The sequence below is a fragment of the Xanthobacter nonsaccharivorans genome (assembly GCF_043194755.2).
GTDB classification, from domain to species: domain Bacteria; phylum Pseudomonadota; class Alphaproteobacteria; order Rhizobiales; family Xanthobacteraceae; genus Xanthobacter; species Xanthobacter autotrophicus_G.
The window spans coordinates 4,354,313-4,378,728 of the sequence record NZ_CM195526.1; the positions used below are offsets into that span (position 1 = coordinate 4,354,313).

19 protein-coding genes are annotated in these 24,416 nt (G+C 70.3%); 8 read left to right on the top strand and 11 right to left on the bottom strand.

All coding sequences use genetic code 11. The annotated features are described in order from the left end of the window. Positions 1 to 45: 45 nt before the first annotated feature. Positions 46 to 660, top strand: coding sequence for an SCO family protein (locus tag V5F59_RS19845; RefSeq protein WP_393976882.1), 615 nt, complete (start codon positions 46 to 48; stop codon positions 658 to 660). On the opposite strand, the gene V5F59_RS19850 is transcribed toward V5F59_RS19845, so the two are convergent. Beyond that, positions 605 to 2,548 (bottom strand): glycosyltransferase, encoded by a 1,944-nt coding sequence (locus tag V5F59_RS19850; protein WP_393976884.1) that lies wholly within the window; start codon positions 2,546 to 2,548, stop codon positions 605 to 607. The two genes, V5F59_RS19845 and V5F59_RS19850, sit on opposite strands and share 56 nt — an antisense overlap. Before the next feature lie 216 nt (positions 2,549 to 2,764). Between V5F59_RS19850 and V5F59_RS19855 the strand changes: the two genes are divergently transcribed. Continuing rightward, on the top strand, positions 2,765 to 3,700 hold the full coding sequence (locus tag V5F59_RS19855) for a transporter substrate-binding domain-containing protein (RefSeq protein WP_393976886.1): 936 nt from the start codon (positions 2,765 to 2,767) through the stop codon (positions 3,698 to 3,700). An 81-nt stretch (positions 3,701 to 3,781) separates the two neighbouring features. On the opposite strand, the gene V5F59_RS19860 is transcribed toward V5F59_RS19855, so the two are convergent. Then, positions 3,782 to 4,393, bottom strand: coding sequence for a TetR/AcrR family transcriptional regulator (locus V5F59_RS19860; protein WP_393976888.1), 612 nt, complete (start codon positions 4,391 to 4,393; stop codon positions 3,782 to 3,784). A 124-nt stretch (positions 4,394 to 4,517) separates the two neighbouring features. On the opposite strand from V5F59_RS19860, the gene V5F59_RS19865 reads away from it, so the two are divergent. Both V5F59_RS19865 and V5F59_RS19870 read left to right on the top strand, forming a co-directional pair. Further along, positions 4,518 to 4,745: a putative antibiotic biosynthesis monooxygenase gene (locus V5F59_RS19865; RefSeq protein ID WP_393976890.1), complete on the top strand. Its 228-nt coding sequence runs from the start codon at positions 4,518 to 4,520 to the stop codon at positions 4,743 to 4,745. Between the two features lie 76 nt (positions 4,746 to 4,821). Further along, positions 4,822 to 6,504, top strand: a complete 1,683-nt coding sequence (locus V5F59_RS19870) for a lysine--tRNA ligase (RefSeq protein ID WP_393976892.1) — start codon at positions 4,822 to 4,824, stop codon at positions 6,502 to 6,504. 405 nt (positions 6,505 to 6,909) lie between these two features. Here the strand turns inward: V5F59_RS19870 and metH are convergent, their stop codons facing one another. From metH to V5F59_RS19885, 3 genes are all read right to left on the bottom strand, one after another. Further along, entirely contained in the window at positions 6,910 to 10,650 is a 3,741-nt protein-coding gene (metH, locus tag V5F59_RS19875) for a methionine synthase (protein ID WP_393976894.1), read from the bottom strand. A gap of 92 nt (positions 10,651 to 10,742) precedes the next feature. Next, complete coding sequence (gene metF / locus V5F59_RS19880; protein WP_393976896.1) at positions 10,743 to 11,675, bottom strand: methylenetetrahydrofolate reductase [NAD(P)H]; 933 nt, start codon at positions 11,673 to 11,675, stop codon at positions 10,743 to 10,745. Then, complete coding sequence (locus V5F59_RS19885; protein WP_393976898.1) at positions 11,675 to 12,694, bottom strand: ArsR/SmtB family transcription factor; 1,020 nt, start codon at positions 12,692 to 12,694, stop codon at positions 11,675 to 11,677. Before V5F59_RS19885 ends, metF begins: the two co-directional genes overlap by 1 nt. Before the next feature lie 270 nt (positions 12,695 to 12,964). Between V5F59_RS19885 and V5F59_RS19890 the strand changes: the two genes are divergently transcribed. Beyond that, entirely contained in the window at positions 12,965 to 14,254 is a 1,290-nt protein-coding gene (locus V5F59_RS19890) for a L,D-transpeptidase family protein (protein ID WP_393976900.1), read from the top strand. A 95-nt stretch (positions 14,255 to 14,349) separates the two neighbouring features. Here the strand turns inward: V5F59_RS19890 and V5F59_RS19895 are convergent, their stop codons facing one another. Continuing rightward, the gene (locus tag V5F59_RS19895; RefSeq protein ID WP_393976902.1) at positions 14,350 to 15,036 is read right to left on the bottom strand and encodes a DUF1345 domain-containing protein; all 687 of its coding nucleotides are present in this window, start codon (positions 15,034 to 15,036) and stop codon (positions 14,350 to 14,352) included. 212 nt (positions 15,037 to 15,248) lie between these two features. On the opposite strand from V5F59_RS19895, the gene V5F59_RS19900 reads away from it, so the two are divergent. After that, positions 15,249 to 15,827 (top strand): HdeD family acid-resistance protein, encoded by a 579-nt coding sequence (locus tag V5F59_RS19900; RefSeq protein ID WP_393976904.1) that lies wholly within the window; start codon positions 15,249 to 15,251, stop codon positions 15,825 to 15,827. Positions 15,828 to 16,045: 218 nt separating this feature from the next. Here V5F59_RS19900 and V5F59_RS19905 read toward each other — a convergent pair whose 3' ends face one another. From V5F59_RS19905 to V5F59_RS19915, 3 genes are all read right to left on the bottom strand, one after another. Beyond that, positions 16,046 to 19,135: an efflux RND transporter permease subunit gene (locus V5F59_RS19905; RefSeq protein WP_393977086.1), complete on the bottom strand. Its 3,090-nt coding sequence runs from the start codon at positions 19,133 to 19,135 to the stop codon at positions 16,046 to 16,048. Positions 19,136 to 19,179: 44 nt separating this feature from the next. Beyond that, positions 19,180 to 20,382 (bottom strand): efflux RND transporter periplasmic adaptor subunit, encoded by a 1,203-nt coding sequence (locus tag V5F59_RS19910; protein WP_393976906.1) that lies wholly within the window; start codon positions 20,380 to 20,382, stop codon positions 19,180 to 19,182. A gap of 101 nt (positions 20,383 to 20,483) precedes the next feature. After that, positions 20,484 to 21,098: a TetR/AcrR family transcriptional regulator gene (locus tag V5F59_RS19915; protein WP_393976908.1), complete on the bottom strand. Its 615-nt coding sequence runs from the start codon at positions 21,096 to 21,098 to the stop codon at positions 20,484 to 20,486. Positions 21,099 to 21,277: 179 nt separating this feature from the next. Here V5F59_RS19915 and V5F59_RS19920 point away from each other — a divergent pair, with 179 nt between their 5' ends. Both V5F59_RS19920 and V5F59_RS19925 read left to right on the top strand, forming a co-directional pair. Next, a complete protein-coding gene (locus tag V5F59_RS19920; RefSeq protein ID WP_393976910.1) occupies positions 21,278 to 22,372 on the top strand; it encodes a WD40/YVTN/BNR-like repeat-containing protein in 1,095 nt (364 codons plus the stop codon). Between the two features lie 8 nt (positions 22,373 to 22,380). Next, positions 22,381 to 22,671: a ubiquitin family protein gene (locus tag V5F59_RS19925; RefSeq protein ID WP_393976912.1), complete on the top strand. Its 291-nt coding sequence runs from the start codon at positions 22,381 to 22,383 to the stop codon at positions 22,669 to 22,671. Between the two features lie 3 nt (positions 22,672 to 22,674). On the opposite strand, the gene V5F59_RS19930 is transcribed toward V5F59_RS19925, so the two are convergent. Further along, positions 22,675 to 23,664, bottom strand: a complete 990-nt coding sequence (locus V5F59_RS19930; RefSeq protein WP_393976914.1) for a phosphoglycerate dehydrogenase — start codon at positions 23,662 to 23,664, stop codon at positions 22,675 to 22,677. 219 nt (positions 23,665 to 23,883) lie between these two features. Further along, a complete protein-coding gene (locus V5F59_RS19935) occupies positions 23,884 to 24,381 on the bottom strand; it encodes an Hsp20 family protein (RefSeq protein WP_393976916.1) in 498 nt (165 codons plus the stop codon). Positions 24,382 to 24,416 lie beyond the last annotated feature (35 nt).

A 24,416-nucleotide genomic window follows, 5' to 3' on the forward strand; every position in this document is an offset into this window, starting at 1 on the left:
GTGAAAGACAGCAAGGCCGCGCCCCCGCCGCGGTGAAGGAAGGCCATGGCCCCGCACAGCATCTCCCAACGCAGCAAGATCATCGCGCTCTTCGCCGCCTTCGCCGCCGGCGCCCTCGTGCTCGTCGTCGCCGTCACGCTGCTGGCGCCGCCGCCCCGGCCCACGGTGACGAGCACCGGCACGGCACAGGTGGGGGGGCCCTTCAGGCTCGTGGACCAGACCGGCGCGCCGGTGACGGAGGCCATCCTGAAGGGCAAGCCCAGCCTCATCTTCTTCGGCTTCACCCACTGCCCGGACGTGTGCCCCACCGCCTTGTTCGAGATGACGGAGATCTTCACCGCCCTCGGCCCGGATGCAGCCAAGGCGCAGGCCTTCTTCGTGACCGTCGATCCGGAGCGCGACACGCCGGAGTCCCTCAAGGACTACGTCTCCAGCTTCGCGCCGCAGATCCGCGGCCTCACCGGCTCGCCGGAGGCCATCGAGGCGATCAAGAAGGAATACCGCGTCTATTCCCGCAAGGTGCCCCTGAAGGACGGCGACTACACCATGGACCACACCGCCGTGGTCTATCTCATGGACAAGACCGGCACCTTCGTCGCGCCGTTCAATTCCAAGCGGCCGCCGGCCGAGGCGGCGGCGGAGCTGAAGCGCTACTTCTGACCGGGGTCCCCGTCGCCGCGCGGCGACGGGCGAGGCCGTGCTCGGTCTTGCGCCAGAAATGGGGGCGGCGCGCCAGCTCGACCACCGCCCGCCATGCCGCCACCGACAGCAGCAGCCAGTAGGCGGGAATGCTGAGGGCGATGGCCCAGCGCATGGCGAAGCCCCGTCGCCGCAGCCCGACGATGGAGGTCGCCACCGTGCCGGCATAGCCGGCCGCCAGCGTCGCATAGGCGAGAGCGGACGCGAGCACCTCGGCGGGCGAGGTGCAGGGCACCCCCGCCACCCCGCGCACCACGTCCACCGCCAGCACGGCGACGCAGAGGGGGTGCACCAGCGCCGCCGCGAACGGCCCGGCGGCAAGCACGGCGAGCGCCAGCGTCGCGCCAGGGCCGAGGTCGCGCACCAGCGCGCGGGGGCGGCGGCCGTGCACCATCAGCGTCTGCGCCCAGCCCTTCAGCCAGCGCGTGCGCTGGCCGAGCCAGGCGTTGACCGTCACCGGAGCCTCCTCATAGGTGGTGGAGGCGATGACCCGGGTCTGCCAGCCGGCGCGGGCGAGGCGGATGCCGAGGTCGGCATCCTCGGTGACGTTGAAGGGGTCCCAGCCCCCCACCTCCTCCAGCACCCGGCGGCGAAAATGGTTGGAGGTGCCGCCCAGGAGAATCGGCAGGCCGAGGGCGCTCAGCACCGGCAGCAGCACGTCGAACTGGCCGGCATATTCGGCAGCGAAATGGCCGGCGACGAGGCTGTCGGCGCCATTGTCCACCGCGAGCCGGGCCTGCACGCAGGCAACCTGCGGGCCGCCCCTGCGGAAGGCGGCCAGCGCCCGCTTCAGCTGGTCCGGCTCCGGCAGGTCCTCCGCGTCGCAGATGGCGACGAAGCTGCCGCGTGCGAAGGGCAGCGCCGCATCCAGCGCCTTCGGCTTGGTGCGCGGGCCGATGGCCGGCACCGCCACCTCCTCCATGTGCGGCGGCAGGCGCAGGGCGGCGATGGCGGCGCGGGTGTCGGCATCGTCCGCCTCCACCACCAGCTTGATGTCCAGCTTCTCCGGCGGATAGTCGAGCGCGGAGAGCGCCGCGACGAGGCCCGGCACGCTGGCCGCCTCCCGGTAAAGCGGCACCAGAACGGAATAGAGCGGCAGCGTCCGCTCGTCCTGGAGCGCGGGCTCGTCCTCCGGCGGCTGGAACAGGCAGCCGGCGAAGCGCAGCGCGATCCAGGACAGGAACAGCAGCGACAGCAGCATCTGCGTCGCCAGCAGCCCTTCCCCGGGCGCGCAGGCGAGAAGAACGGCGAGCAGCGCGGCGACGGCACCGGCGATGACGGCGAGGGCGCGCGCCGGCCTGAGGCTCGCCGCCGACAGGAGGGGCCTTGCCTGCAGCAGCGCCGTGACCGCCCGCGCCGTCATCGCCGGCCCCGCCGCTCGTGCCACGGTCCGGCGGAGCGCCTCGGGCGGGGCGAGGCGCAGGCGGCCGGGGAGGCTCCCGTCCGCCTTCAGCGCCCGGAACAGGCGGCGCGCCTCCCGCCCCCGCGCCGCCACCACATAGCGCGGGCGCAGGCCGGCCGGCGCCTCCAGCAGCACGCCGGTGCGCAGCATGGCTTCGGCCATGGCGGTGTCGAACGCCGGGGGATCCGTCTCCAGCTCGGCGAGGGCGACGCCCAGGTGGGCGGCGAAAAGGCGCGCGGCGGTGGCGCTGTCCACCGTGCCCTGCGCCACCAGCACCTCGTCCGCCCCCACCCCGAGGCGACGGGCCCGCGCGGCCGCGGCGGCGAGGGTCTCGGCAGGCAGGTGACCGACGAAGGGGCGCAGCTCCGGCGGCAGGGCGCGCGGCAAGGGCACCGTGACGGGCGCCGCGAGGGGCACAACGGCCGGCTCCGGCGCGCGCGCGGACATGCCCCCGGTTTTCCCCTCGTCCCCGGTGCGCGGGGCATCGACAAAATGCCCCGCCTGCGGTTTCCTCCGGCCCTTGCCGGAGGCCCGCGCGTCCCCCACCATGCGCCCGTCCCCCGGCCCTTATGGGCCCAGCCCGCTGCAGTGCAACCTCAAGGTAGTAGAACCGCGATGGCGCGACCAGACCTTTTCGCCCCGCCCCGCCGCCGGCGCGCGCGCGTGGCGGCGACCCTGGGCGTGGCGGCGGCGATGATGGCGCTGGCGACGGCCGGATCGCCCGCCCATGCCCAGCCGGCCCGCACCGCGCCCACGCCGCCGCCTCCCCCGTCCGCCGCCCCGCAACCCCCGCCGCCGGTGTTCGGCGCGACGGTGGATCCGAAGCTGAAGGCGGTGATGGTGCCGAACTTCTGGAATGTGGAGCGCCGGGTGGAACGCCCGGACGCCGCCCGCCTGCCGAAGGAGCTGCGCTTCGTCACCACCGACGACTACGCGCCCTTCAACTTCCTGAATTCGGACGGCATCCTCTCCGGCTTCAACGTGGACCTCGCCCGCGCCGTCTGCGCCGAGCTGGCGGTGACCTGCGTGATCCAGGCGGCGGCGTTCGACGCCATTCCCGACGCCATCGGCGAGGGGCGGGCGGACGCGGCCATCGCCGGCATCGCCGCCACCCCGGCCAACCGCGCCACCTTCGACTTTTCCGAGCGCTATCTCGGCCGCCCGGCCCGCTTCGTGGGCAAGGCGCAGGAGACGCTGGACACGGCGACGCCGGAAACCGTCGCCTCCAAGAAGATCGGCGTGGTGAGCCGCACCGCCCACGAGGCCTATCTGCGCTCCTTCTTCAACGAGGCGGCCATCCGCACCTATGCCGACCTGAAATCCGCCCAGGAGGCGCTCAAGGCCGGGCAGGTGGACCTGGTGTTCGGCGACGGCATCACCCTCGCCCTCTGGCTGAACGGCACCGAGAGCGCCGGCTGCTGCCGCTTCGTGGGCGGGCCTTTCACCGAGAGCCGCTTCTTCGGCGACGGCTTCTCCGTGGCGGTGAAGGAGGGCAACGACACCCTGCGCCACGCCATCGACTTCGCCCTCCAGCGCATCTGGGAAAAGGGCGTCTACACCGACACCTACCTGCGCTGGTTCCCCATCGGCTTCTACTGAGGCCGGACGCCGCTCCCCTGGTGGACCGCGCGCCGATCAGATGGCGCCGGGCACCTTGGGGCCATGTGCCCGGATCGCGCCCTACCGTCCCTCCCCCGCCGGGGTACCCGCAATGAGGCGGGCCACCCGGGCGATGGCCGGCGGGTCGTCGGCAAGGCGGTCGGTCAGCAGGTGCACCCAGTTGAAGCCGATGTAGAGGGTGAGGAGGTCATCCACCGCTTCCGGCGCGATCTCGCCGCGGGCGGCGGCGCGCTCGAACATGTGGCGCAGGTCCTTCAGCCGCTCCGGCAGGAATTTCTCGCGCAGCGCCGCGAGGGCGGCGTCCGTGGTCTGCGCCTCGGCCAGCAGCGCGCGGAAGGTGCGGCCCGAGGGGGTCTCCCGCCAGAAGCCCCAGAGCGCGCGGGTGTAGGCCAGGATGTCGCTCCACAGGGCGCCGGTCTCCGGCAGGGCCATGTGGGCGGCCTTCTCCGCCGAATAGACGTCGATGAAGAGGTCCGCCTTGGTGGGCCACCAGCGGTAGATGGTGGGCTTGCCCGCCCCCGCCCGCCGCGCCACCTCGTCGATGGAGAAGCCGGCATAGCCCCGCTCCGCCAGCAGCTCCCGCGCGGCGGACAGGATCGCCGCCTCCGTCTCCGGGCTGCGCCGGGCGCCGATGGAGGAGCGGCGGCGCTCCGTGGCGGTGGGATCGGTCATCGGGGCTGCGTCCTCGAATTTCCCCTTGCATAACGAAACGGATCGTATATATCAATCGCCACATAGGAACGGATCGTTTCGTTCCAATCGGAGCGCAACCGGTCCCGCCTTCGGAGTTCCCGCCATGAGCATTCTCGCCGTTCTTGCCCATTTGCGCTTCCTGGGCCTGATGATGGTTGGCGCCTATGGGCTCATCAACGCGATCCTCACCCTGCTCTCGCCGCTCACCACCGGCTGGCCGGTGTGGGCCACAACCCTGCTCGCCGTGCCGCCCATGGTGGTGGGCATGGTGCACCTCGTGCTGCCCGTCGCCCGCCGGCACCTCCCGCGTCCCGGCCAGACCCAGGCATGAGCCTGCCCCGCGCCGGATCGCGTTGACGCAACCGTCCGACATTCCTAAGTTCCGCGCTCCTTTTCCGGAGCCTGTCATGACTGAAGCCTCGTCCGCCTTTGCCGATCCGGCCACGCTTGCCGGTGAGCTGAAGCGCGTCGCCGAGACGGCCACCGCCTGGCCGTTCGAGGAGGCGCGCAAGCTGGTGGAGCGGCTGAAGCGCAGGCCCAAGGAGCGGGCGGACGACCCGGTGCTGTTCGAGACCGGCTACGGCCCCTCGGGTCTGCCGCACATCGGCACCTTCGGCGAGGTGGCGCGCACCACCATGGTGCGCCACGCCTTCCGCGTGCTGACGGAAGACAGGGTGAAGACCCGCCTCGTCGCCTTCTCCGACGACATGGACGGCCTGCGCAAGGTGCCGGACAACGTGCCGAACAAGGAGATGCTGAAGGCCGCCCTTGGCCTGCCGCTGACCAAGGTGCCGGACCCGTTCGGCACCCATGACAGCTTCGGCGAGCACAACAACGCGCGCCTCAGGTCGTTCCTCGACGCCTTCGGCTTCGAGTACGAGTTCATGTCGGCCACCGACTGCTACATGTCCGGCCGGTTCGACGCGACCCTGCTCAAGGTGCTGCAGCACTACGAGAAGGTGATGAACGTCATGCTCCCCTCCCTGCGCGAGGAGCGGGCGGCGTCCTATTCGCCCTTCCTGCCGGTGTGCCCGCGCACCGGCCGCGTGCTGCAGGTGCAGATCCTGGAGCATCACCCCAGTAAGGGCACCGTGACCTACGAGGACCCGGAGACGCAGGAGAAGGTCACCGTCCCCGTCACCGGCGGCCACTGCAAGCTCCAGTGGAAGCCCGACTGGGCCATGCGCTGGGTGGCGCTCGGCGTCGATTACGAGATGGCCGGCAAGGACCTCATCGATTCCGTGAAGCTCTCCAGCCAGATCGCCAGGGCGCTGGGCGGCGAGCCGCCGGAGGGCTTCAACTACGAGCTCTTCCTCGACGAGAAGGGGCAGAAGATCTCCAAGTCGAAGGGCAACGGCCTCTCCATCGAGGACTGGCTGAGCTATGCCTCGCAGGAGAGCCTCGCCTTGTTCATGTTCCAGTCGCCGCGCTCGGGCAAGCGGCTCTATTTCGACGTGATCCCGCGCAACGTGGACGATTACTTCGGCTTCCTCGCCAAGTATCCCGAGCAGGACTGGAAGATGCGGCTCGGCAATCCGGTGTGGCATATCCATGCCGGCGATCCGCCGCAGGTGGACATGCCGGTGTCCTTCACCATGCTGCTCAACCTCGCCTCCGCCTCCAACACGGAGGACGAAAGCGTGCTGTGGGGCTTCCTCAACCGCCACGTGCCAGGCGTGTCCGCCGAGACCCACCCCAAGCTCGCCGAACTGGTCGGCTATGCGGTGAAGTATTTCCACGCCTTCGTGAAGCCCAACAAGGTGTTCCGCGCCCCCGACGAGGTGGAGCGGGACGCCCTGGAAAAGCTCGACGCGGCGCTGGCTGCCCTGCCGGGGGAAGCCACCGCCGACGACATCCAGAACGCGCTCTACGACGTGGCCCGCCCCATCCCGCGCTACCAGGACCTCAAGGCCAAGGGCGCGACCGAGGCGCGGCCGGGTGTGTCCATCGAGTGGTTCAACACCCTGTACCAGGTGCTGCTGGGCCTCGAGCGCGGCCCCCGCTTCGGCTCCTTCGTGGAGATCTACGGCGTGACGGAAACCCGCGAGCTGATCCGCAAGGCGCTGGCCGGAGAGCTGGCCGCCGCCTGAGGGGAAGCACGCCCGCGAAATGAAAATGCCCGGCTTCGCGCCGGGCATTTTCATTTGGGCCTTTCTCCGCCGTCATCGGTCAAGACGGCGCGCGGGCATCCGGCGCAGCAGCGCGGAAACGTGGAGGTCCCGGACGAGCCGGGGGATGACGGGAGCGCGTGAAACCGCCCTCCCGCCCCTGCCGACTGCAGCGTCAGCGGAAGGAGAGCCGGGGCCCAGCGCACAACCGCGCCGAAGGCGGCTTTTTCCAGCGCGGCCTTGAGGTATTGCCGGCTTCGCCGAAGTCTCCCCTGAACCCCGGATCGGCGCTCAGGCTGCGCCTTCGCTGGTCCGGGGAACGGCAAGCCCTTCATCCCGCCGCCCCTGTCAGGGCCGGCCTCTCTCCCTGCCGCCCGTGGGCTGCCCCTACTCCGCCGCAGCCACCCGCGCCGGGTCGTAGTTCAGGATGGGCGCGAGCCACTTCTCGGCTTCCTCCACGCTCCAGCCCTTGCGCCTCGCATAGTCCTCCACCTGGTCGCGCTCGATGCGGCCGACGCCGAAATAGGCGCTCTCCGGATGGGCGAAATAGAGGCCCGACACCGCCGCCCCCGGCCACATGGCGAAGCTCTCGGTGAGATGGATGCCCGCCTTCTCCGTGGCGTCGAGCAGGGAGAAGAGCGTCGCCTTCTCGGTGTGGTCGGGCTGGGCCGGATATCCGGGCGCGGGGCGGATGCCGCGGTAGCGCTCGGCGATGAGGTCGTCGTTGGAGAGCGCCTCCTCGGCCGCGTAACCCCAGAACCTGGTGCGCACCATATGGTGCATGCGCTCGGCGAAGGCCTCCGCGAGGCGGTCGCACAAGGCCTTCAGCAGGATGGCGGAATAGTCGTCGTTGGCCGTCTTGAAGGCCGCCACCCGCTCCTCCTCGCCAATGCCGGCGGTCACCGCGAAGCCGCCCACATAGTCCGGCACGCCCGTTTCCAGCGGCGCGACGAAATCGGCGAGCGCGAGGTTGAAGCGGCCTTCCCGCCGCGCCAGCTGCTGGCGCAGCGTGTGCAGGGTCGCGAGGGGCACCTTCCGGGTATCGTCGCGGAACAGGACGATGTCGTCGCCCACCGCATTGGCCGGCCAGAAGCCCACCACGGCGCGGGCCGTGACCCACTTCTCCGCGACCATCTTCTCCAGCATGGCCTGCGCATCCTTGAAGAGCGCGCGGGCCGGCTCGCCCACCACCGGGTCTTCGAGGATCGCCGGGTAGCGGCCCGTCAGCTCCCAGGACTGGAAGAAGGGCGTCCAGTCGATGAAGGGAAGGAGATCGGCGAGGTCGTGGTCCTCGATCACATGGGTGCCGAGGAAGGACGGCTTCTCCGGCGCATGGCCGGCGAAATCGAGCTTGAGGGCGTTCTCGCGGGCCTTGGCGAGGGCGAGACGCTGCTTGTTGGCGTCCGCCCGGGCATGGGCCTCCGCCAGCTTCACGTATTCGGCGCGGATGTCCGCCACATAGGCGCCGCGCGTTTCCGCGTTGAGCAGGCTGGAGACCACGCCCACGGCGCGGCTCGCATCGGTGACATAGACCGCCTGCCCGCGGTCGTAGCGCGGGGCGATCTTCACCGCGGTGTGGACGCGCGAGGTGGTGGCGCCGCCGATGAGGAGGGGCACGGAGAAGCCTTCGCGCTCCATCTCGGCCGCCACGTTCACCATCTCGTCGAGGGAGGGGGTGATGAGGCCGGAGAGGCCGATCACGTCCACCTTCTCCTCCTTGGCGATCTGGAGGATCTTCGCCGTGGGCACCATCACGCCGAGGTCGATGACCTCGTAATTGTTGCACTGGAGCACGACGCCCACGATGTTCTTGCCGATATCGTGCACGTCGCCCTTCACGGTCGCCATCAGGATCTTGCCGGCGGCGGAAGCCGCGGTGAGGCCCTGCTCCTCCTTCTCCGTCTCCATGAAGGGCATGAGATAGGCCACCGCCTGCTTCATCACGCGGGCGGACTTCACCACCTGGGGCAGGAACATCTTGCCGGCGCCGAACAGGTCGCCCACCACGTTCATGCCGGCCATCAGCGGGCCCTCGATGACGTGCAGCGGACGGGCCACCGACTGGCGCGCCTCCTCGGTGTCGGCCTCCACGAAGTCGGTGATGCCGTTGACCAGAGCGTGCTCCAGCCGCTTCTCCACCGGCCAGGAGCGCCAGGCGAGGTCGGCCTCCTTCTTCTCCTTGCCGGCCGCGCCCTTGAAGCCCTCGGCCAGCGCCAGCAGGCGCTCGGTGGCGTCCGCGCGGCGGTTCAGCACCACGTCCTCGCAGGCCTCGCGCAAGGCGGGCTCGATCTCGTCATAGACGGCGAGCTGGCCGGCATTGACGATGCCCATGTCCATGCCCGCCTGGATGGCGTGATAGAGGAACACCGCGTGCATGGCCTCGCGCACCGGCTCGTTGCCGCGGAACGAGAAGGAGAGGTTGGAGACGCCGCCCGAGACGTGGGCGTGCGGCAGGTTCCGGCGGATCCAGCGCGTCGCCTCGACGAAGGCGACGCCATAGCCGGAATGCTCCTCGATGCCGGTGGCCACCGCGAAGATGTTGGGATCGAAGATGATGTCTTCCGGCGGGAAGCCCACCTCCTGCGTCAGGATGCGGTAGGCGCGGGCGCAGATCCCCGTCTTGCGCTCGAAGGTGTCGGCCTGGCCCTCCTCGTCGAACGCCATCACCACCACGGCGGCGCCGTAGCTGCGCACCAGCCGCGCCTTCTCGCGGAAGGCCTCCTCCCCCTCCTTCATGGAGATGGAGTTGACGATGCCCTTGCCCTGCAGGCGCTTCAGCCCCTGCTCCAGGATCTCCCACTTGGAGCTGTCCACCATCACCGGCACCTTGGCGATGTCCGGCTCAGCGGCGACCAGGTTGAGGAAGGTGACCATGGCCGCCTCGCTGTCGAGGAGGCCTTCGTCCATGTTGATGTCGATGACCTGCGCGCCGTTCTCCACCTGGTCGCGGGCCACTGCGAGCGCGGCGGGGAAGTCGCCGGTGGTGATGAGCTTCCTGAAGCGGGCCGAGCCGGTGACGTTGGTGCGCTCGCCCACGTTCACGAAGGGAATCTCGGGCGTCAGCTCGAACGGCTCCAGGCCGGAGAGGCGCAGGCGCGGCGCGAGCTCCGGCACCGGCCGCGGCGCCTTGCCCTTCACCGCCTGCGCGATGGCGGCGATGTGCGCGGGCGTGGTGCCGCAGCAGCCGCCCACGATGTTCACGAGGCCCGAGGAGGCGAACTCGCCCACGAGGGCCGCCATGGCCTCCGGGCTCTCGTCATACATGCCGAACTCGTTGGGCAGGCCGGCGTTGGGATAGGCGCAGACGAGGGTGTCCGCCACCCGGCCGATCTCGGCGATGTGGGCGCGCATCTCGCGGGCGCCCAGCGCGCAGTTGAGGCCGATGGAGAAGGGCTGCGCGTGGCGCAGCGAATACCAGAAGGCGGCGGGCGTCTGGCCGGAGAGGGTGCGGCCGGAGAGGTCGGTGATGGTGCCCGAGATCATCACCGGCAGGCGGATGCCGCGCTCGGCGAACAGCTGCTCGATGGCGAAGATGGCCGCCTTGGCGTTCAGCGTGTCGAAGATGGTCTCGACCAGCAGGATGTCCGCCCCGCCGTCGACCAGCCCGCGCGCCTGCTCGTGATAGGCGGCCGCCAGGTCGTCGAAGGTCACCGCCCGGAAGCCGGGGTCGTTCACGTCCGGCGAGATGGAGGCGGTGCGGTTGGTGGGGCCGAAGGCGCCGGCGACGAAGCGCGGGCGCCCGTCCTCCTTCTCCGCCATGTCGGCGGCCTCGCGGGCGAGGCGGGCGCTCTCGAGGTTCAGCTCGTAGACGATCGCCTCCATGCCGTAGTCGGCCTGGGCGATGGAGGTGCCGGAGAAGGTGTTGGTCTCCACCATGTCCGCGCCGGCGCGGAAATACTGGAGATGGATGGCCCGCACCGCGTCCGGCTGGGTGAGGCTCAAGAGGTCGTTGTTGCCCTTCACGTCCCGCGGCCAGTCGGCGAAGCGCGCCCCGCGGTAGCCGGCCTCGTCCAGCTTCAGCTGCTGGATCATGGTGCCCATGGCGCCGTCGAGCACCAGGATGCGCTCGGACGCGGCCTTCTGCAGGGCGGCGAGGGTTTCGGCGGCGCGGGTCGGGGTGGCGCTCATCTGTGCTGTCTCGGGCTCGGGGCGGCGGGCATGTCCGCCTCGGTGAAGGAGAGCCGGCGCGCGGGGCGCCGGCGGGAAAAGGTGTCGCGGCCTCAGACCGCCACCGCCTGCGGCACCGTCGCGCCCGCATGGGGGCGCAGGCCGAGCAGGTGGCAGATGGCGTAGACGAGGTCGGCGCGGTTCAGCGTATAGAAATGGATATCCGTGACGCCCCGATCAACGAGGTCCGTCACCTGCTCGGCGGCCACCGCCGCGGCGATGAGCTTGCGGGTCTCCGGATCGTCGTCCAGCCCCTCGAAGCGCTTCAGCAGCCAAGCCGGCACGCTTGCCCCGGTGCGGGTGGCGAAGTTCGACGCCTGCTTGAAGTTGGTGACGGGCAGGATGCCGGGCACGATGGGAATGTCGATGCCCTTGGCCCGCACCTTGTCGAGGTAGCGGAAATAAACGTCATTCTCGAAGAAGAACTGGGTGATGGCGCGGGTGGCGCCCGCATCCACCTTGGCCTTCAGATAGTCGATGTCGGCATCGAGGCTCGCGCTTTCCGGGTGCTTCTCCGGATAGGCGGAGACGGAGACCTCGAAATCGCCGATGCGCTTGATGCCGGCCACGAGGTCGCAGGCATAGGCGTAGCCGTCCGGATGCGGCTCGTAGCGGGTGCCGACGCCACTGACCGGATCGCCGCGCAGGGCGACGATGTGCTTGACCCCCGCCTCCTTGTAGGAGCGCACCACCTCGTCGATCTCGGCGCGGCTCGCGGCCACGCAGGTGAGGTGGGCGGCGGGGGCAAGGTCAGTCTCCCTGGCGATGCGCTCCACGGTGGCGTGGGTGCGCTCGCGGGTGGAGCCGCCGGCCCCGTAGGTGACGGAGACGAACGCCGGCGAGAGCGGCGCGAGGCGGGCGATGGAGGCCCACAGGGTCTTCTCCATCTCCTCCGTCTTCGGCGGGAAGAACTCGAACGATACCGACACGGGCTTGCGATCCGTCTCCCGGCTGGCGCGCAGCGGGGCGGGGGTCGGCGACATCATCAGGCAATCTCCCTGTCGGCGAGGTCGGAGCTGGCCATGAGCACGCGCGGATCGCGCGCGAGCCAGAGCGAGACGGTCAGGCTGTCCCCCGCCCCGCCTTCGGGCGCGAGGGTGCGGAAGGAGGTGAGCTCCAGCCCGGCATCGGCGAGCCATGTGGCCACCGTCTCGCGGGCGAAGCCGAGGTGGCGGTGGGCATGCGCCTCGCGCAGGAATTCCAGGGCGTGGGGGGCGAAGTCCACCACCAGCATCCGCCCGCCGGGCGCGAGCACGCGGGCCGCCTCCTTCAGGGCGCGGCGGCCGTCATCGAGATAATGCAGCACCTGGTGAACGATCACCGCGTCGAACGAATCACGCGGAGCCGGCACGGCGTAGATGTCGCTCTGGCGCAGCAGGCAATTGCGGACGCCGGCATTCTCCAGGTTGGTGCGGGCGACACCCAGCATGTCGGGGGAGAGGTCCACGCCCATGCCGCGCTCGATGTCCGGGGCGAACAGCTCCAGCATGCGGCCGGTGCCGGTGCCGAGGTCCAGCAGCGAGCGGATGGGCGCGCCGCCGAGGGCCTGGCGCACCGCCGCCTCCACCGCAGCCTCGGGCACGTGGAGCTTGCGGATCTCGTCCCACTGGCGGGCGTGGGCGGAGAAATAGGCCAGGGAGGCGGCGGCGCGGGCGGAACGCACCGCATCGAGCCGGGCGCGGTCGTCGGCGAGCACCGGGTCTTCCCGGTCCAGGAGATCGAGCAATTGCGCCGCGATGACGCCGCCCGCCCCTTCCGAGGCCCGGCGGTAGAACACCCAGCTCGCCTCGCGGTGGCGCTCCACCAGCCCCGCTTCCGCCAGCAGCTTGAGATGGCGGGAGATGCGCGGCTGGGACTGGCCGAGAATCTCGGTGAGGTCGGAAACGGTCAGCTCGGCCTCCGCCAGCACTGCGACGAGGCGCAGGCGCGTGTCCTCGCCGGCGGCCTTCAGGCCATCCAGCACTGAGGAAAAGGACAGGGTACGGGGTCCAGCCAGATTAGACATAAAGATATCCTTATATCTATCCGAGAGACGTTTCAAGCCGAACCTTTCCCTTGTCTCGCCGCCCAGCGGCCGGCCGGGAGGGAGCCATGCCGATCACGATCACCGGCGCTGCGTCCCGCGCCATTGCACATGGCGCCCAGCGGGAATAAACGCCAAGGGGAGAGCGCTGCCCCAGGGGCTGGCGCCACCCATTAAGATACCGCTGCGGCGTGCGAATTTTTCCTCGCCCCGTTTCCAATTTCGTCACGTTTCACGGTTAACACCTCAATCATGACGCTGCGCTACAAACTCCTGCTCGCCGCCCTCTCGGCCTCGGTGCTCACCGTGCCGGCCCACGCCCAGAGCGGCTACGGCACGAACTACGGCCTGCCTTCGTCGGCGGCCGAAGACGCCGACGGAACGCTTCCGCCCGGCTCCGTCAGCGGCTATGGCGAGGCCCCTCCCGGCTATTCCGATCCCTACGCCCGCCCCGCGCCCGCCCGGCGCGACCAGGTGGAGCGCACGGACCTCGCGCCGCCCTCCGGCGCCGCCCCGGCGCCCTATGGCGCGCCGGCCCAGCAGGGCTATCCGCAGCAGGCCTATCCTCAGGCCGGATATCCGCAGCCGGCCCAGCAGGACTACGGCCGCGCCCCCACCCCCGTGACCGCGCAGCCCGGCACCGCTCCGGCGCCCTATGGCGCGCCGTCCTATGGCCAGCAGCCGGCCCAGGCCGGTTACGGCCAGGCGCCCGCCCAGGCAGGTTATGGTCAGGCCCCGCAGGGCGGCTACGGCCAGCCGCAGGTGGCCTATGGCCAGCCCGCGCCCGCTTATGGCCAGCAGCCCCAGCAGGGCGGCTATGCGGAGCCGTCCTACGCCCCGCCGCCCCGCGCCGCGGCCGACCAGGACGCCATCTACGCCAGCATCAATGCGGGCCCGCCCCCGGCGGGCGTGTATGAATCCAACGCCTCCGTGGTGCCCGGCACCACCGAGGCGCCGTCCGGCCCGCGCATCGAGAACGTGGACCCGACCGAGCCGGTGGCCGAGCGGTTCCGCCGCCAGACGGTGGACTATGTGACCAACCAGCCGGCCGGCACCATCGTCATCGATACCCCCAACACCTACCTCTATTACGTGCTCGGCGGCGGCAAGGCCGTGCGCTACGGCATCGGCGTGGGCCGCGAGGGCTTCACCTGGGCCGGCACCGAGAAGGTGACCGCCAAGAAGGAATGGGCCGACTGGCGCCCGCCGTCGGAGATGATCCAGCGCCAGCCCTATTTGCCGCGCTTCATGGCCGGCGGCCCGGGCAACCCGCTCGGCGCGCGCACCATGTATCTTGGCGGCACCATCTACCGCATCCACGGCACCAACGAGCCGCAGACCATCGGCAAGTTCGTGTCCTCCGGCTGCTTCCGCATGCTCAACAACGACGTGGAAGACCTCTACGACCGCGTGAAGGTGGGCACCAAGGTGGTCATCCTGCCGAAGAGTTCCGCCAACGCCCAGGCCAATGCGGCCGGCGGCGCCCCGGTGGCTGCTCCGGTCGCCACCGGCTCCACCGGCCGCCCGGCCGCCCAGCGCTGACGCCCGCGCCCCGAATCAGCCGTTCCGGACAGAGCGCGCCCCGCGGGGCGCGCTTTTCTTTTGTCCCGCCGGGGACGCCCGGCCGCCGCGGGATTTCAGCTGCCGCCCATGGCCGCTGCGCCCACGTTCACGCCGAGGGCGATGACCGCGGTGTTGAAGATGTAGGACGAGACCTGGTGCAGCAGCACGAAGCGCCGAAGCCGCGGTGAGTTCACCGTGATGTCCGCCGTCTGCGACGCGGTGCCGATATTGAACGAGAAATACAGGAAATCCCAATAGTCCGGCTCGGCCTTGCCGGGAAAGCCGAGCATGGGCGCCTGGTCGCCGTCATCGTCGTAATATTCATGCGCATAGTGAAACGCGAAGAGGGAGTGGAAGAACAGCCACGACAGGAACAGCGTGCCCACCGCCATGAGCACATGCCCGGTGCGGCCCAGGCCGTCGGCGGCGCCCCCCGCCTCGAGAATCACCGAGACGAGCCCCGCGCCCGAGGCGAGGAATACCACCACCAGCGCCACCCAGGCCCCCTCGTCATCCCGCTTCGCCCGCTCGCGCACCTCGGCACAGGTGCAGCGCATCACCAGCGGCACCGCCATCAGGATCCACGCCGCCGCCGCCGTGTCGAAGGCGATCAGAAAGCGCAGCCGCTGCGGACTCGGAAAGCCGGCGAGGAAGACCGCGGCCCCCAGCACCAAAGCGACGAACAGTCTCGGGTGGAAGCGCACCGCCCCCACCAGCACCCGGGCCATCCTGTGGCCGGCCCCCGCGATCCCCGACACCATCTCGACGCGCCCTCTTCTCCATCAAGTCCCCGCCACGGAATGACGCGGCACCGACCGGGTCCTGGCCGGGTCCTGGCGTGACACGTTTTCTTCGCGCAAGGGCGACGAAAACGCTCTAGGTTGCATGTGTCCCTCCTGTTTAGGTAACGGAGGGCGAATTGGGTGCAACGCAACGCGCGAGACACTGCTAGTTTCGCTCCGGAGACGGAATCATGTCCACGCCCGCCACCGCGCAAACGCCGGCTTCCGCCGTCACCGACAAGCTCCACGCCATCCGTGCCAACTGGGGCTGGTTCGTCGTCGTCGGCATCGCCTTCATCGTGCTGGGCTTCGTCGCCCTCGCCCATGTGCTCGCCTCCACCGTCGCCACGGTGTTCTACGTCGGGCTGCTGATGGCGGCGGGCGGCGTGGTCCAGGTCATCCACGCCTTCCGGGTGCAGGGCTGGGGCCGCTTCTTCTACTGGTTGCTGGCGGGCCTGCTCTATGTGGTGGCCGGCGGCCTCATGTTCTCCAACCCGCTGCTCGGCGCCGGCGTTCTCACGCTCATGATCGGCGTGGCGCTGGCGGTGGAGGGCATCTTCCGCGTGACGGCCGGAATCGGCGCCCGCCCCGGCAAGGGCTGGGGCTGGATCGTGGTGTCCGGCCTCGTCACCCTGCTGCTGGGCTTCATCATCATCGCCCGCTGGCCGGTGAACTCGGTCTATATCCTCGGCCTGTTCCTGGGCGTGGACCTTATCGTCAACGGCGTCGGCACGCTGCTGTTCGGCCTGACGCTGCGCGAGAAGGCCTGAGGCGCCCCGCGTCCCGCCCGGAAACTGCCCTCCCGCCCGGCCGCAGCCGGGGGCGTTAGCCATGGTCGGGCGGGAAGGGCTGCCCCGGGGGACGGGGCGTCGTCAGGCCTCGACGGCCTGTTCCACCGGCCCCGGTCCTGGACCGAGGGCCACCCGGTCACGCTCGATGAGCGCGCGGGCCTGAGCGAAGGCCGCGAGATACACTCGCGGCCTTCGCCTTATTCTGCCGGCTGCGGCACCGCGGCCGGCGCATTCTGCTCCTGCGTCACCTTCACGCGGAACCAGGCGGCGTAGAGCGCCGGCACCACAAGAAGCGTGAGGACCGTGGCAACCAGAAGGCCGCCCATGATGGTGACGGCCATGGGGCCCCAGAACACGCTCTCCGCCAGCGGGATCATGCCCAGCACCGCCGCCAGCGCGGTGAGCACGACGGGCCGTGCCCGGCGCAGCGTCGCCTCCACGATGGCGCGGTGGGGCGTCTGCCCGTCGCGGATGTCGTGGTCGATCTGGTCCACCAGGATCACCGTGTTGCGCATGATCATGCCGGCCAGCGCGATGAGGCCGAGCAGCGCCACGAAGCCGAACGGCTTGTGGGCGATGAGCAGCGCCGCCGCCGCCCCGATGAGGCCCAGCGGCGCGGTGGCGATCACCAGCGCGAGGCGCGAGAAGCTCTGCAGCTGGATCATCAGCAGCGTGAGCATCACGATGATCATCAACGGGAACACCGCCGCCAGCGAGGCATTGGCCTTGGCGCTCTCCTCGATGGAGCCACCGGTCTCGATGCGGTAGCCGACGGGCAGCTCCGCCTTGAGGCCCGCGAGCTTCGGCAGCAGGCGGGTGGTCACGTCCGGGGGCTGCACGCCATCCTTCACGTCGCCGCGCACGGTGAGCACCAGGTCGCGGTCGCGCCGCCAGAGGATGGGCTCCTCATGGGCATAGGCGATGCGCGCCACCTGGCCGAGGGGAACGGCAAGGCCGTTGCGGGTGGTGACGGTGAGGGCCGCCAGATGCTCCAGGTCGAGCCGCTCCTCGGGCACGGCGCGGGCCACCACGTCGATGAGCAGGGTGCCCTCCCGGTGCTGGGTCACCGTATAGCCGGAGAGCAGGGTCTGGAGCGTCTCGGCAAGATCGCGCGGCGTGGTGCCGATGGCGCGGGCGCGGTCCTGGTCCACGGAGAGGGTGATGGACTTCACCTGCTCGCCCCAATTGAGGTGCGGGTCGATGACGTCCTTGTCGGCGGCCATCACCACGCGGACCTTCTCGGCGATGTCACGGACCATGAGCGGGTCCGGGCCCACCACGCGGAACTGCACCGGGAAGCCCACCGGCGGGCCGAACACGAAGCGGTCGACGCGCACCCGCGCCTCGGACAGCGCCCCCTCGGCGAGGGCGGCGTCCAGCCGCGCCTTCAGCCGCTCGCGGGCCTCCACGTCCTTCGCCACGATGACGATCTGCGCGAAGTTCGGGTTGGGCAGCACCGGGTTGAGGCCGAGCCAGAAGCGCGGCGCGCCGCGACCCACGTAAGTGGTGGCGGTGTCCACGTCCTTGTCGTCGCCGATGAGCGCCTCGGCCTTCTTCGCGGTGGCCTCGGTGGCGGTGATGGAGGTACCCTCGGGCAGGCGCATCTCCAGGAACAGCTCGGGCCGGGTGGAGGTGGGGAAGAACTGCTGCTGCACGAAGCCGAAGGCGACGATGGCGCCGGCGAACAGGGCGACCGTGGTGCCGATCACCATGAAGCGATGGCGCAGGCAGGCCTCCAGCACCCGTCGCAGGATGCGGTAGAGCCGCCCGTCGTGCATCTCGTGGGCATGGCCCTTCTTCATGTCCGGCAGCAGCACCGTGCCGAGATAGGGCGTGAAGATCACCGCCACGAACCACGAGGCGATCAGCGCGATGCCCACCACCCAGAAGATGCCGCCCGCATACTCGCCGGAAGAGGACTTGGCGAAGCCCACCGGCACGAAGCCGGCGGCCGTCACCAGCGTGCCGGTGAGCATGGGAAAGGCGGTGGAGGTCCAGGCGAAGGTGGCCGCGCGCATGCGATCCCAGCCCTCCTCCATCTTCACCACCATCATCTCGATGGCGATGATGGCGTCGTCCACCAGCAGGCCCAGGGCGATGATGAGCGCGCCCAGCGTGATGCGGTGGAGGTCCATGCCGGACGCGAACATCACCAGGAAGACGATGGCGAGCACCAGCGGCACGGAGAGCGCCACCACGATGCCGGTGCGGAAGCCGAGCGAGAGGAAGCTCACCACCAGCACGATGACGAGGGCTTCCACGAAGGTCTTGAGGAACTCGCCCACCGAGCCGGAGACGATGTGCGGCTGGTCCGCCACCTGCGTCACGTCGATGCCCACGGGCAGCTCGGCGACGGCCTCGTCCATGGCCGCCTTGAGGTCCTTGCCGAGGGTGATGATGTTGGTGCCCTGCTGCATGGACACGCCGATGCCCAGCGCCGGCCGCCCGTGCTGGCGCACCAGGAAGGAGGGCGGGTCCTCGTAGCCGCGCTTCACCGTGGCGATGTCGCCGAGGCGAACCAGCGCGCCGTTCACCGCCACGGGCACCTCGGCGATGGCCTCGGGGCCCGTGAAAGCGCCGGTGAGGCGCAGGTTGATGCGATCGGAACGGGTGTCCACCGCGCCGCCGGCCACCACCGCATTCTGCCGCGCCACGCTGTCGAAGATCTGCTGGGGGGTCACCCCCAGGGTGGCGAGCTTGGCGTGGGAGAACTCGATGTAGATCTTCTCCGGGCGCTCGCCGATGAGATCCACCTTCTCCACATTGGGCACGCGGCGCAGACGCTGGCGGATGATCTCCGCCTGCCGCTTCAGCTCGGCGGGGGAAACACCCTGGCCGCTCAGCATGTAGAGGGCGGAATAGACGTCGCCATACTCGTCGTCGAAGCCGGGGCCGACGACGCCCGCCGGAAGGTCGCCGCGCATGTCGGAAACCTTCTTGCGCACCTGGTACCAGAGCTCCTTCACCTCCCTGGCAGGGGTGTTGTCGCGCAGGATGACCTGCACGAAGGAGACGCCAGGGCGCGAGTAGCTCTCCACCCGGTCGAGGTGGGGCAGAGACTGCAGCTTCTTCTCGATGGGGTCGGCCACCTGCGCCTGCATCTGCGAGGCGGTGGCGCCCGGCCATGCGGCCTGAACCACCATGACCTTGATGGTGAAGGAGGGATCCTCGGCGCGGCCGAGGTTGACGTAGGAATAGGCCCCCGCCGCCGCCAGCAGGAGGACGGCGAACAGGGTCAGCGCGCGATGGGTGATGGCCCAGCGGGAAAGGTTGAAACGGGAGGTCATGCCCCCCTGGCCGTCGGCTTCGCCGTGCCTGGGATCGGCGGCGCTCACTTCTGCCCCCCTTCGAGGGCCGCGGCCCGGGTGGCGCCCGCAGGCAGGCGCTCGGCGACATCGGTGGCGCCGGGGAGCCGCGCGGTACGCACCTTCTGACCCGGCAGCAGCGTCTGCACGCCCAGCGTCACCACCTCCTCGCCCTCGGCGACGCCGGAGGACAGCAGCACCGAATCATCCGTATAGGCCGCGATCTCCACCGGGCGGGCGGCCAGCGTGCGGGTGGCGGCCTCCACCACGAACACCTGCGGTCCGTGGCCGCGATCGATGAGGGCGGAGAGCGGCAGGCGCGCCACGGCCTGCTGCTGCCGGGGGCGGAGCGTCACGGTGGCGGTCATGCCGAGAGCGACGGCGCCGTCCGCCCCGGCGAGGGCGAAGCGGGCGGGATAGGTGCGGGAATTGGCCTCCGCCTGGGGCGAAAGCTCGCGCAGCCGGGCGGGGATCTGCCGGCCGGGCTCGGCCCACAGGGTCACGAAGGCGTCCGCGTCGCGGGCATCCGCCAGCGCCGTCTCGGGCAAGGCGACGACCGCCTCCTTCTCGTCGAGCCGTGCCACCCGCACGATGGTCTGGCCGGAGGAGACCACCTGGCCCGGCTCCACCGCGGTGGCCACCACCACGCCGTCGGCATTCGCGACGAGATCGGCATAGGACAGGCGGTTCTCCGCCAGCTCCAGCGAGCGCTTGGCGCGTTCGAGGCGGCCCACCGCCTCTTCCTTGGCGAGGGACTTGCGGTCGAGGTCGGCCGCGGAGGCGACGCCCTTGGCGGTCAGGGAGCGGTAGCGGGTGTCCTCGGCCGCGGTCTGGGCGAGGTTGGCGGTGGCGGCGGAAAGCTCCGCGCGGGCGCTCTCCAGCTCGAGGCGCAGGTCCTCGGGATCCATGCGGGCGACCACGTCGCCGGCCTTCACCAGGTCCCCCACCTCCACCTTGCGCTGCACCACCTTGCCGCCCACCCGGAAGGCCAGGTCGATCTCCCGGCGGGCCCGCACCACGCCCACGAAGGACTTCTCAGCCTCCCGGGGCTTGTAGGCCACGCTCGTCACCTGCACCGGCCGTGCGACGGTGGCGGGTGCCTCCCGGGTCTGGGCGGCGGTCTCCTCGCCGCATCCGGCGAGCGGCAAGGCCAGGGTGAGGAGCGAGGCGGCCAGAAGGCTAAGACGCAACACCCGACGGGGCGTCGGGCCGGAGGCAGCGGTGTCCATGGCGAGGTCCTGTCGAATGATGGGTTACGGATCAACGCTGACGATATTCAACTATCTTCATTTTACTGGCGAACGAAAGCCGCGGATCACCCCGTTCCGGTTCAGGACAGGGGGGTCCGCTCCACCTCGACGCTGCGCAGGAGGAAAGCGACGGTGGCCCGAAGGTTCGCCTCCAGGTCCTCGTCGATATGCTGGGCGACCAGCAGGGGATGGCAGAAGCGCACGGACGCGCCGAGAATGATCTGGCTCACCGCCTGCGGGTCGTGCGGCACGAAGACGCCGGAGGCGATGCCGTCGGCGAGCGCCTTGGCCACCATTTCGGCAATGCGGGCCTTGTGGGCCTCGATGGCCTCCCAATTGTTCTCGATGGCCACCTGCACCAGGTCGTGCACGCGCCGCTCCTCCAGGAAGTTTTCCTTGTGGTAGTGCAGGATGGAGAGATAGGCGGCGATGATGCGGGCCTGCGGCGTGTCCGCCGAAGCGATCGCCTCCGCCACTTCCGCCTCGCTCTCCAGCAGGCAGCGGGAGCAGATGGTGGCGACGATGGCGGTCTTGGACGGGAAGAAGCGGTAGACGTTGGCCGGCGACATGCCGAGCTCGCCCGCGATGTCCGCCACCGCGGTCTTGGCGAACCCCATGCGGCGGAACAGCTCCTCCGCCACGCGCACGATGCGCTCGCGGGTCTCGTCGGCCGTCTCCTTCACACGCACGTTCACGCGCCACCTCCACTAAAACTGACGAATATCATAAATCGTCAGTTCTGATTTTCCAAGCCCCCTCCCCGCGCCTTTCCCCCTCTTCGACGAAAAACACCGGCCCTGTCGGAATGCGCCGGGCGGTCGCGTCCTTGGTCAGGCGCCGGCCCGCAGGTCCGGCGGGCGAGAGGGAGGGACACATGGCGCGCAAAGTGCTGGTGCTGCTCGGAACCAAGAAAGGCGCCTTCATCCTCGAAAGCGGCGCCGCGCGTCGCGACTGGGCCCTGCGCGGCCCCTTCTGCGACAGCGAAAGCCCCTGGCCCATGAACCACGTGGTGGGCGATGCCGCCACCGGACGCATCTATGCCGGCGGCGGCAACGAATGGTTCGGGCCGGCCGTATGGCAATCCGACGACCTCGGCGAAAGCTGGCGGCATTCCAGCCGCGGCCTCGCCTACGCGGCGGGCGAGACGCCGGTGAAGGCGGTGTGGAGCCTCGCGGTCGCCCCCGGCGGGCGGCTCTATGCGGGCGTCGAGCCCGCGGGCCTGTTCCGCTCGCAGGATGCCGGCGAAAGCTTCACCCATCTCGACGGGCTGCAGCAGCATCCCTCCCGACCGGAATGGAACCCGGGCGGCGCCGGGCTCATCCTGCATTCGCTGGTGCTGGATCCGGACGACGCCGAGAGCGTGTGGGTGGGCATCTCCGCCGCCGGCGTGTTCCACAGCGCGGACGGCGGACGCAGCTGGACCGCCCGCAACCGCGGCACCCGCGCCGACTACAATCCCGAGGACCAGCGCTATCCCGAGCACGGCCAGTGCGTGCATTGCGTGGTGAAGGCGCCGGGCCTGCGCCACCGCCTCTACCAGCAGAACCATTGCGGCATGTACCGCTCCGACGACGGCGGGGCGACATGGCAGAGCATCGAGCGGGGCCTGCCCTCCAGCTTCGGCTTTCCCGCCGCCGCCCACCCGCGCGACCCGGACACCCTGTTCCTGGTGCCGCTCAACGGCGACGTCCGCGGCCGCTACATGCCGGAGGCGAAGGCCGCCGTATGGCGCACCCGCGACGGCGGCGCCTCCTGGACCGCGCTGCGGCAGGGCCTGCCCCAGCAGAACGCCTATTTCAACGTGCTGCGCCAGGCCATAGCCACCGACCCGCTGGAGCCCGCCGGCCTCTATTTCGGCACCGGCTCGGGCGAGCTCTACGCCAGCGCCGACGAGGGCGAGACATGGGCCCGCATCGCCGAGCACCTGCCCGCCATCACCTCGGTGGAGACGCTGGTGGTGGAGCCCTGAGGCCGGCGATGAACGCCCCCTCCCCCGCCCCGGCGAAGGTGCGCGTGCGCCTGCCGGCCCATCTTGTCCGGCTGTTCCCCGACGGCGCGACCCATGTCGAGCTTCAGGCCGCCAGCGTCGGCGAGATGATGGATGCGCTGGAGGCCTTGTGGCCCGGCATGCGCCACCGCCTGTGCGACGAGAGCCCCGCCATCCGCCGGCACATCAACGTGTTCGTGGGCGGACGGCGGGCGCAGCTCGACACCGCCCTGCCGCCGGGGGCGGACGTGTTCGTCATCACCGCCATCAGCGGCGGGTGAAGGTCAGCGCCCGTCGGCGATGAGGCAGCCTGCCGGAAACGGCAGCCCGTCGAGGGCGGCGACGACGCATTGCGCCGAGATGAGATTGCCCCGCGCCAGCGCCTCGCGGCTGGAGCCGGCGGCATGGGCGGTGGCCACCACGTCCGGCCGCGCCGCCAGCGCGTCGGCGATGCCCTGCAATGCAGGGTCGCGCTCCGCCTCGAACACGTCGAGGCCGGCCCCGCCGATATGCCCCGCCTGGAGCGCCGCCAGCAGCGCCCGATCGTCCACCAGCCCGCCGCGGGAGGTGTTGACCACGATGGCGCCCGGCTTCATGGCACCGAGGGCCGCAGCGTCGATGACGTGCTCCGTCTCCGGCCCCAGCGGCGCGTGCAGGCTCACCACGTCGCTCTGGGCGAGAAGATCCGGCAGCGCGACGTAGGACACGCCGGGAAAGGCGGGGTCGGGGGTACGGGTCGCCACCAGCACGCGCCCCTCGAAGCCCGCGAGGCGACGCGCCACCGCCCGGCCGATGCGGCCGAAGCCGACGAGGCCCACGGTCTTGCCGGTGAGGTCGGCGCCGCTCAGCACCTTCCAGCTGCCGGCGGAGATGGCGGCCGTGCTCTCGCGCAGCCGCCGGAGCACGGCGAGGATGAGGGCGAGGGTATGGTCCGCCACCGCCGGATCGTTCGCCCCCGACGCGATGGTGACCACGCGGCCGAGATCGCGGGCCGCCGCCACGTCCACCTGGTCGTAGCCCACGCCGCGCCGGGCGATGACGGTGAGCTGGGGATGGGCGGCGAGCACGTCCCGCGTCACGTTCCGCATGCCGACGATCCAGCCCCGCGCGCCGTCGAGCAAGGCGTGGAGCTCGGCGTCGGGAATGGGGGTGTCGAGCGCATCCGGCGGAAGTCCGCAGGGCACCGCCTCGCAATCATGGGCGGCGAGAAAGCGCGCCGCCGCATCGTCGAACAGGCGGGTGGTGATGAGGACCTTGCGGACGGAAGATGCCAAGGCGCGGACTTTCCTGGGGCAAAGGAAGGGTGGGGGTCTCCTCCCCCGCCGGCCGGCAAATTTCAAGCCCCGCGGCGGCGCGGCGGCCCTGCGGCGAGCGCAGGCCGCGCGCAAAAAAGGGCACGTCCCCACCGGAACGTGCCCTCGCAGAAACGGAATAACGCGGGAAACCGGCGGGCAGATGCCGCCGTCTCCCCCGTTTCCTCCGTCAGGCCACGGTCACGCGGCCTGGGAGGGAGCCGCCGCCGCGCCCGCGACGGTTACGCTCTCCACCGCCCTGGGCGCATCGGCGCCGCTGGCGATGGGGATGATGCGGGGCTTCTTCGCCTCGGGAATGGTGCGCACGAGGTCCACGTGCAGCAGGCCGTTCTCAAGGGCCGCGCCCTTCACCTCCACATGGTCGGCGAGCTGGAAGCGGCGCTCGAAGGCGCGGGCCGCGATGCCGCGATAGAGCACCTGGCTGTCCTTCTGGCTCTCGGCCACCTTCTTCTCGCCCTTGAGAGTGAGGGTGTTCTCCTTCACCTCGATGCCGAGCTCGGCCTCGGTGAAGCCCGCCACGGCCACGGTGATGCGGTAGGCGTTCTCGCCGGTCCGCTCGATGTTGTAGGGCGGGTAGGTGGGCGCCGTATCGACGCCGCCGACGGAATCGAGCAGCGAGAAGAGCCGGTCGAAGCCGACGGTGTTGCGATACAGCGGAGCAAGATCAAACGTACGCATGGCATATCCTCCTTTGAAGCGACATGCAGGGCCCG

Bases quoted from the DNA above. Each gene is read 5' to 3' on its own strand.
- metF (WP_393976896.1), bottom strand. From the start codon at position 11,675: ATGATGTCGCCGACCCCCGCCCCGCTGCGCGCCAGCCGGGAGACGGAT.
- V5F59_RS19895 (WP_393976902.1), bottom strand. From the start codon at position 15,036: ATGGTGTCGGGGATCGCGGGGGCCGGCCACAGGATGGCCCGGGTGCTG.
- V5F59_RS19885 (WP_393976898.1), bottom strand. From the start codon at position 12,694: ATGTCTAATCTGGCTGGACCCCGTACCCTGTCCTTTTCCTCAGTGCTG.
- V5F59_RS19860 (WP_393976888.1), bottom strand. From the start codon at position 4,393: ATGACCGATCCCACCGCCACGGAGCGCCGCCGCTCCTCCATCGGCGCC.
- V5F59_RS19900 (WP_393976904.1), top strand. From the start codon at position 15,249: ATGTCCACGCCCGCCACCGCGCAAACGCCGGCTTCCGCCGTCACCGAC.
- V5F59_RS19910 (WP_393976906.1), bottom strand. From the start codon at position 20,382: ATGGACACCGCTGCCTCCGGCCCGACGCCCCGTCGGGTGTTGCGTCTT.
- V5F59_RS19890 (WP_393976900.1), top strand. From the start codon at position 12,965: ATGACGCTGCGCTACAAACTCCTGCTCGCCGCCCTCTCGGCCTCGGTG.
- V5F59_RS19925 (WP_393976912.1), top strand. From the start codon at position 22,381: ATGAACGCCCCCTCCCCCGCCCCGGCGAAGGTGCGCGTGCGCCTGCCG.
- V5F59_RS19870 (WP_393976892.1), top strand. From the start codon at position 4,822: ATGACTGAAGCCTCGTCCGCCTTTGCCGATCCGGCCACGCTTGCCGGT.
- metH (WP_393976894.1), bottom strand. From the start codon at position 10,650: ATGAGCGCCACCCCGACCCGCGCCGCCGAAACCCTCGCCGCCCTGCAG.
- V5F59_RS19905 (WP_393977086.1), bottom strand. From the start codon at position 19,135: ATGACCTCCCGTTTCAACCTTTCCCGCTGGGCCATCACCCATCGCGCG.
- V5F59_RS19920 (WP_393976910.1), top strand. From the start codon at position 21,278: ATGGCGCGCAAAGTGCTGGTGCTGCTCGGAACCAAGAAAGGCGCCTTC.
- V5F59_RS19935 (WP_393976916.1), bottom strand. From the start codon at position 24,381: ATGCGTACGTTTGATCTTGCTCCGCTGTATCGCAACACCGTCGGCTTC.
- V5F59_RS19850 (WP_393976884.1), bottom strand. From the start codon at position 2,548: ATGTCCGCGCGCGCGCCGGAGCCGGCCGTTGTGCCCCTCGCGGCGCCC.
- V5F59_RS19845 (WP_393976882.1), top strand. From the start codon at position 46: ATGGCCCCGCACAGCATCTCCCAACGCAGCAAGATCATCGCGCTCTTC.
- V5F59_RS19865 (WP_393976890.1), top strand. From the start codon at position 4,518: ATGAGCATTCTCGCCGTTCTTGCCCATTTGCGCTTCCTGGGCCTGATG.